Here is a 5477-nt window from a genome sequence, read left to right as displayed (position 1 = left end):
TCGCTGGCGCGGAAGCCCGCCACCACCGATCCATCGGGGCGCTCTTCGAAGCTTTCCCAGCAGCAGCGGTAATCCTGCGCCACGCTGGCGGTGTCAGCGGAGAAAAACAGCCGCACTTCGTAGGACGACTGGCCTTCAAAGTGCTCGTCCAGGTACTGAGCCGGGTCAAATTCGGGTGGCTTGTTGAACGTCTCGGTGAGCCGCTCCATCGCTTGAATCCGGTCGACCCGAAAGGACCTCATGGCCTGGCGCAACCGGCAATAGGCGATGCAATACTGTTGGCCCCAACTGTAGACCAGGACATAGGGCTCGATGGTTCGCCATTGAGGGGCGGGCTGTTGTTTGCCCTGATACAGAACCCGCACCTGAAAACCCTGCCGAACGGCCTGGTAGAGAGTCTCCAGTTGTTCCATATCGAGATTGGGGTTGATCCGCGGAATGCCCTGGGTGATGAGGTTGCCACGAGCCCAGGCGATTTCTTGCAGTTGTTCTTCCGGCAGGACGTTTTCGATTTTGGTCATGGCGCTCAATGCCGCCCCCCGGAACAGCTTGCCCCACACGTACTCGATCAGTCCGGTCCCCAGGTGTACCGCCACGGCTTCTTCCGGCGAGAGCATCAGTGGTGGCATGCGGTAGCCGCGCACCAGGGAATAGCCACCCTGGGCACCGCGCTCGGCGTACACCGGAATACCCATATCCTCGAGCATAACGATATAGCGCTGCACGGTGCGCGCCGAAACATCCAGTGCTTCGGCCAGCTGTGAGGCCGAACTGTTGGGGTGGCGCTGCAGATAAGCAATCAGATTGAACAGGCGTGTCGCGGTATTCGCCATGGGGCTGACCCCTCGGTGTTGGTTCGTTGCCATTGTCGGGGCGATGTACGTCAAATAATGTCGTATTTGTCCGGTAAATTCCATGGTCTGTCGATATTGGGGGTGTGCAGTCGACCGTATCGGTGAGGAGATTGCGAGCACGCTGACGCTCTGTCCGTTCTTCCCGAAGCCGAATCCGGTGCAGCGGGTTAGCGCGTCAGACAGGAAAAGGTTTATTCCGGTGACAATGATGGGGACAGATTCATGACAGGTATGCATTCATTCAAAGCGCCCGCTACGGCCGTTCCCGGACTTCTGGGAGTGGAGTCGCTGTCAGGATTTCGGCTGGTGGGGCTGAGGCGAAAAATCCAGGGATTACCATCGACCGCGATTCCGGGGTTCTGGGAGAAGTTTTCGCCCTACCGGGGCTGGATTCCGGATCAGACCGATAAACACAGTTATGGCGTGTTATTACCCGCCGCCGACTCGCCGGATGGTTTCGACTATATGACCGCGGTGGAAGTGCCCGGTTTCCAGAGAATCAATGATGACTGGGATCGCCTGACGGTGCCGGCGCAGCGCTATGCGGTGTTTCTGCACCGGGATCATGTGTCGGAGTTGCGCCCGGCCCTGCACACCATTTTTGCCCATAGCCTGCCGGGGCTCAATTTAAGCCCCCAGCGTCGCAATGGCCCCCTGCTCCTGGAACGCTATGGCGCCGAGTTTGATTTTCGCACTGGGTGGGGCGGTATCCAGATCTGGGTGCCCCTGCAGGAAGAGGTGGTCGGGGCGTAGTTCTGGCCGGCGTTACCCCGTACACTGGCGACTTTCCAGGGAAACCATCAGGAGTACTTGTGCAACCGATAATCTCAGTTCAGGGCCTGAGCAAGGTATACGGATCGGGCTTTCAGGCGCTGACGGATGTCAGCCTGGACATCAACCCCGGCGAAATATTCGCGTTACTCGGGCCCAATGGCGCCGGTAAAACCACGCTGATCAGCATCATCTGTGGCATCGTCAATCCGACCAGCGGTCGAGTGTTGGCCGATGGCCACGACACTGTGAAAGAGTATCGGGCGGCCCGTCAGAAAATAGGCCTGGTGCCGCAAGAATTGGCCGTGAATATTTTTGAAACCGTATGGAGCACGGTCAGATTCAGCCGGGGCCTGTTTGGCAAGCCACCCAATGATGCGTTCCTGGAGCAGCTGCTGAAAGATCTGTCGCTGTGGGATAAAAAAGACAGCCGGATCATGGCGCTCTCCGGTGGCATGAAGCGTCGGGTTCTGATCGCCAAGGCCCTGGCCTATGAGCCGCGCATTCTGTTTCTCGATGAGCCCACCGCCGGTGTGGACGTCGAGTTGCGCCGGGATATGTGGCGGATGATCCGTCAACTGCGCGACAGCGGCGTAACGATCATTCTCACCACCCACTATATTGAAGAGGCCGAAGATATGGCCGATCGGGTGGGGGTCATTCAGCGCGGCGAGATCATCCTGGTGGATGAAAAAGCCGCGTTGATGCAGAAGCTCGGACAGAAACAGCTGACCCTTCAGCTCAGTGAACCCCTGGATCAGGTGCCGACCGCTCTGCCCGCGGAACAGACCACCTTGTCCGATGATGGTTATCAACTGACGTATACCTACGATGCGCAGGGTGATCCGGTGGCGGTTGCCCGGCTGTTACGGCAACTGGCCGAACTCAATATTGATTATCGGGACCTGCACACGTCCCAGAGCTCACTGGAAGATATTTTTGTCAGCCTCGTGGAGGAGCGCGCATGAACGGGTATGCGATTCGGGCGATCTATCTGTTTGAACTGGCGCGGGCCTGGCGCACCCTCATGCAGAGTATTGCCTCGCCGGTGTTGTCCACCTCGCTTTACTTTGTGGTATTCGGGGCTGCGATCGGCTCGCGCATGGTAGAGATCGACGGCGTCAGCTACGGTGCCTACATCATTCCGGGGCTGATCATGCTGACGGTGTTGAACGAAAGCACCTCCAACGCATCGTTCGGTATTTATATGCCGAAGTTCACCGGCACCATCTACGAGATACTGTCCGCCCCGGTTTCCGCTCTTGAGATTGTCATTGGTTATGTGGGCGCGGCGGCCACCAAGTCCATCATCCTGGGGCTGATCATCCTGCTGACCGCGAGGGTGTTTGTGGACTACTCCATCGAGCATCCCTTCTGGATGTTGGCGTTTCTGATTCTGACATCGCTGAGCTTCAGCCTGCTGGGTTTTATCATTGGCGTGGTGGCGGAGAGTTTTGAGCAGTTGCAGATCGTACCCATGATGGTGATCACGCCATTGGCGTTCCTGGGGGGCAGTTTCTATTCCATCAATATGCTGCCTCCTCTTTGGCAGACCATTACCCTGTTCAATCCGGTCGTGTACCTGGTCAGCGGTTTTCGCTGGAGTTTTTATGGCGTGTCCGATGTGGGAGTCGGGCTGAGTCTCACCATGATTCTGGTGTTTATGCTGCTCTGTCTCGGGGTCATCGCGTGGCTCTTCAAAACCGGCTATAAAATCAAGCCATGATGAGGGTGGCGGCGATCGTTCGACGGTGCCCATCTCGGAGGTTGTCGCGCCAAACCACAAAAATCGGGGTTTCAAGCAGGAAAGCCGAAGATTTTTTCCGTTTTATTCAATTTTTTAATTATAGAACGGATGTTTTTATCGCAAAATGGTCTTGAAATGGCGACCTGATTCCTTGTTTTCTTAGCAGGAAAAGAAATGTCAAGAGTGTCTTTATATAACAGTTCACATTTTTGAGGCGCCGCCGCCCGATGGTTTACCGGTAAAAGTGCGACGCGGTTCCCCTGTCCGTAAGCAACATCCAAACTCCCGGTTATACCCCTGTTTATTAAAACGACGATCTGGGCCTGTGTCCTTCCGGGTGCGGACTTTCATCACATGAGCGATGCTAATTGGTTAGCAGCTCAACCTATTTTACGCTGTGGTTGATCACTCGCTATCAATGCATATCGCCCCGCAAAGATTTCTGAAATTGTGAACTCCTTCCGTCGATTGACAGACGAAAAATGATCCCTATTCTTGCCACCAACGCGAATGGCTCCCGGGCCACTCGTTCTCTTTCAAAGCTATTTAACGGTCGGATGGATTCCATTTATGAATAGCTCCATGGGTTGCATCAGTAACTGGGTTATCGCTTCCTTCCGGAGTGCGGAAGGTGACGGCGGGAGTATGTCCGGCCGCACCTGACGCAACGCACCTCGAAAGTGAGCGGTAGCAATCAACACTTTCGAGGTATTCAATGAAATACATTGCTTCTGCGGTATTGGCCGCCGCACTGCTGGCCCCCGCCTATGGCGCGGTGGCTGCCGCGCCGTCAAATTTGGCCCTGGACAAGCCGGTGTCCGCCTCCTCCTCCCAGAACAGAAATCGTGACGCCGAGTTTGCCGTCGATGGCAATGTCGGTACTCGCTGGAGCAGCGATTTTTCCGATGGCAACTGGATCATTGTTGACCTGGAGAGTGTTTACGACATTTCTTCCGTGATACTTCAATGGGAAACGGCCTATCCCGAGCAGTACAATCTTGAGGTTTCGCTGGACGGCAGCAATTGGGAAACCGTCAGCGCCGTAACCAGCAGCAACGGCGGTGTCGACAGTTTCGCCATGACCCGGTCCGCGCGCTATGTTCGTGTCGAAAGCGTCAAGCGTGCCACCAAGTGGGGTGTATCCCTGTGGGAGCTGGAAGTTTACGGTGTTGAGCCCGAGCCCGAGCCCGAGCCCGAAACTGAACCTGAATCCACAACCGATTCCGAAACCACCTCAGGGGACGGCGCGAATCTGGCGTTAAACCAGACGATGTTCGCTTCTTCCTCCGAGAACAGCAGCCGGTTGCCCGAAGAGGCGGTCGACGGCGACATGAATTCGCGTTGGGCCAGTGAGTACGGCGAAGATCAGTGGATCGCCGTGGATCTTGGTGCGACCTATGATCTCTCCTCCCTGGTTCTTCGCTGGGAAGTGGCGCACGCCGAAGCCTACGATATTCAAGTGTCGACGGACGCTAACGACTGGCAGACGGTCCAATCGGTCACGAACAGCGATGGTGGCGAGGACGTTGTTGAGCTGAGCGCAACTGGTCGCTACGTCCGTATTCAGAGCGTGCAGCGCGCTACCCGTTGGGGCATCTCTCTGTGGGAGCTCGAAGTGTATGGAGCAGAACCCTACGTGGCGCCTGAACCGCAACTGGTATCCGAGGGACGCCCGGCAACTGCCTCGTCCACCGAACGGGATGCCTACGCGCCGGAGAATGCCTTTGACGGTAGCGGCAGTACACGTTGGGCCAGTGTTTACGGCGATACCGCCTGGCTGCAGGTTGATCTGGGCGAGGCGCATCAGGTCACCGGGGTTAACCTTGACTGGGAAACAGCGTATTCCAGTGAATACCAGATTCAGACGTCCTACGATGGCCAAAGTTGGACAACGGTCGAGCACATTGTCGATGGCAATGGCGGTACCGATGAGCTCGTCGTCGACGGTCACGGTCGCTATGTACGCATGATGGGCCTGGCCCGGGCGACATCCTGGGGTCACTCACTGTGGGAAATGCAGGTGTTCGGTTATCCGACCGACAGCGCCGACTCACCGTCCGATGGCACCGATGGCTCCACTGATGACGGTACTGGCTCCGAGACCG

The 5477-nt window shown here is 56.7% G+C and carries 5 protein-coding genes; 4 read left to right on the top strand and 1 reads right to left on the bottom strand.

Annotated features, from left to right (window positions below):
• Positions 1-833, bottom strand: an 833-nt coding sequence (locus B3187_RS06400; RefSeq protein WP_286805217.1) for a helix-turn-helix transcriptional regulator, incomplete at its 3' end; no start/stop codon positions are given.
• Positions 834-1085: 252 nt separating this feature from the next.
• Between B3187_RS06400 and B3187_RS06395 the strand changes: the two genes are divergently transcribed.
• The 4 genes from B3187_RS06395 to B3187_RS06380 form a co-directional block, all read left to right on the top strand.
• A complete protein-coding gene (locus tag B3187_RS06395; protein ID WP_286805215.1) occupies positions 1086-1607 on the top strand; it encodes a GyrI-like domain-containing protein in 522 nt (173 codons plus the stop codon).
• 59 nt (positions 1608-1666) lie between these two features.
• On the top strand, positions 1667-2593 hold the full coding sequence (locus B3187_RS06390) for an ABC transporter ATP-binding protein (RefSeq protein ID WP_286805213.1): 927 nt from the start codon (positions 1667-1669) through the stop codon (positions 2591-2593).
• On the top strand, positions 2590-3351 hold the full coding sequence (locus tag B3187_RS06385) for an ABC transporter permease (protein ID WP_286805212.1): 762 nt from the start codon (positions 2590-2592) through the stop codon (positions 3349-3351). Before B3187_RS06390 ends, B3187_RS06385 begins: the two co-directional genes overlap by 4 nt.
• A gap of 736 nt (positions 3352-4087) precedes the next feature.
• On the top strand, positions 4088-5477 hold a 1390-nt coding region (locus tag B3187_RS06380; protein ID WP_286805210.1), incomplete at its 3' end, for a discoidin domain-containing protein.

This window comes from Marinimicrobium sp. UBA4209 (assembly GCF_002381585.1).
Taxonomy (GTDB): Bacteria; Pseudomonadota; Gammaproteobacteria; order Pseudomonadales; family Cellvibrionaceae; genus Marinimicrobium; species Marinimicrobium koreense.
The sequence above is the reverse complement of the archived record's forward strand: the minus strand, read 5'-3'. Positions and strand labels throughout refer to the sequence as shown.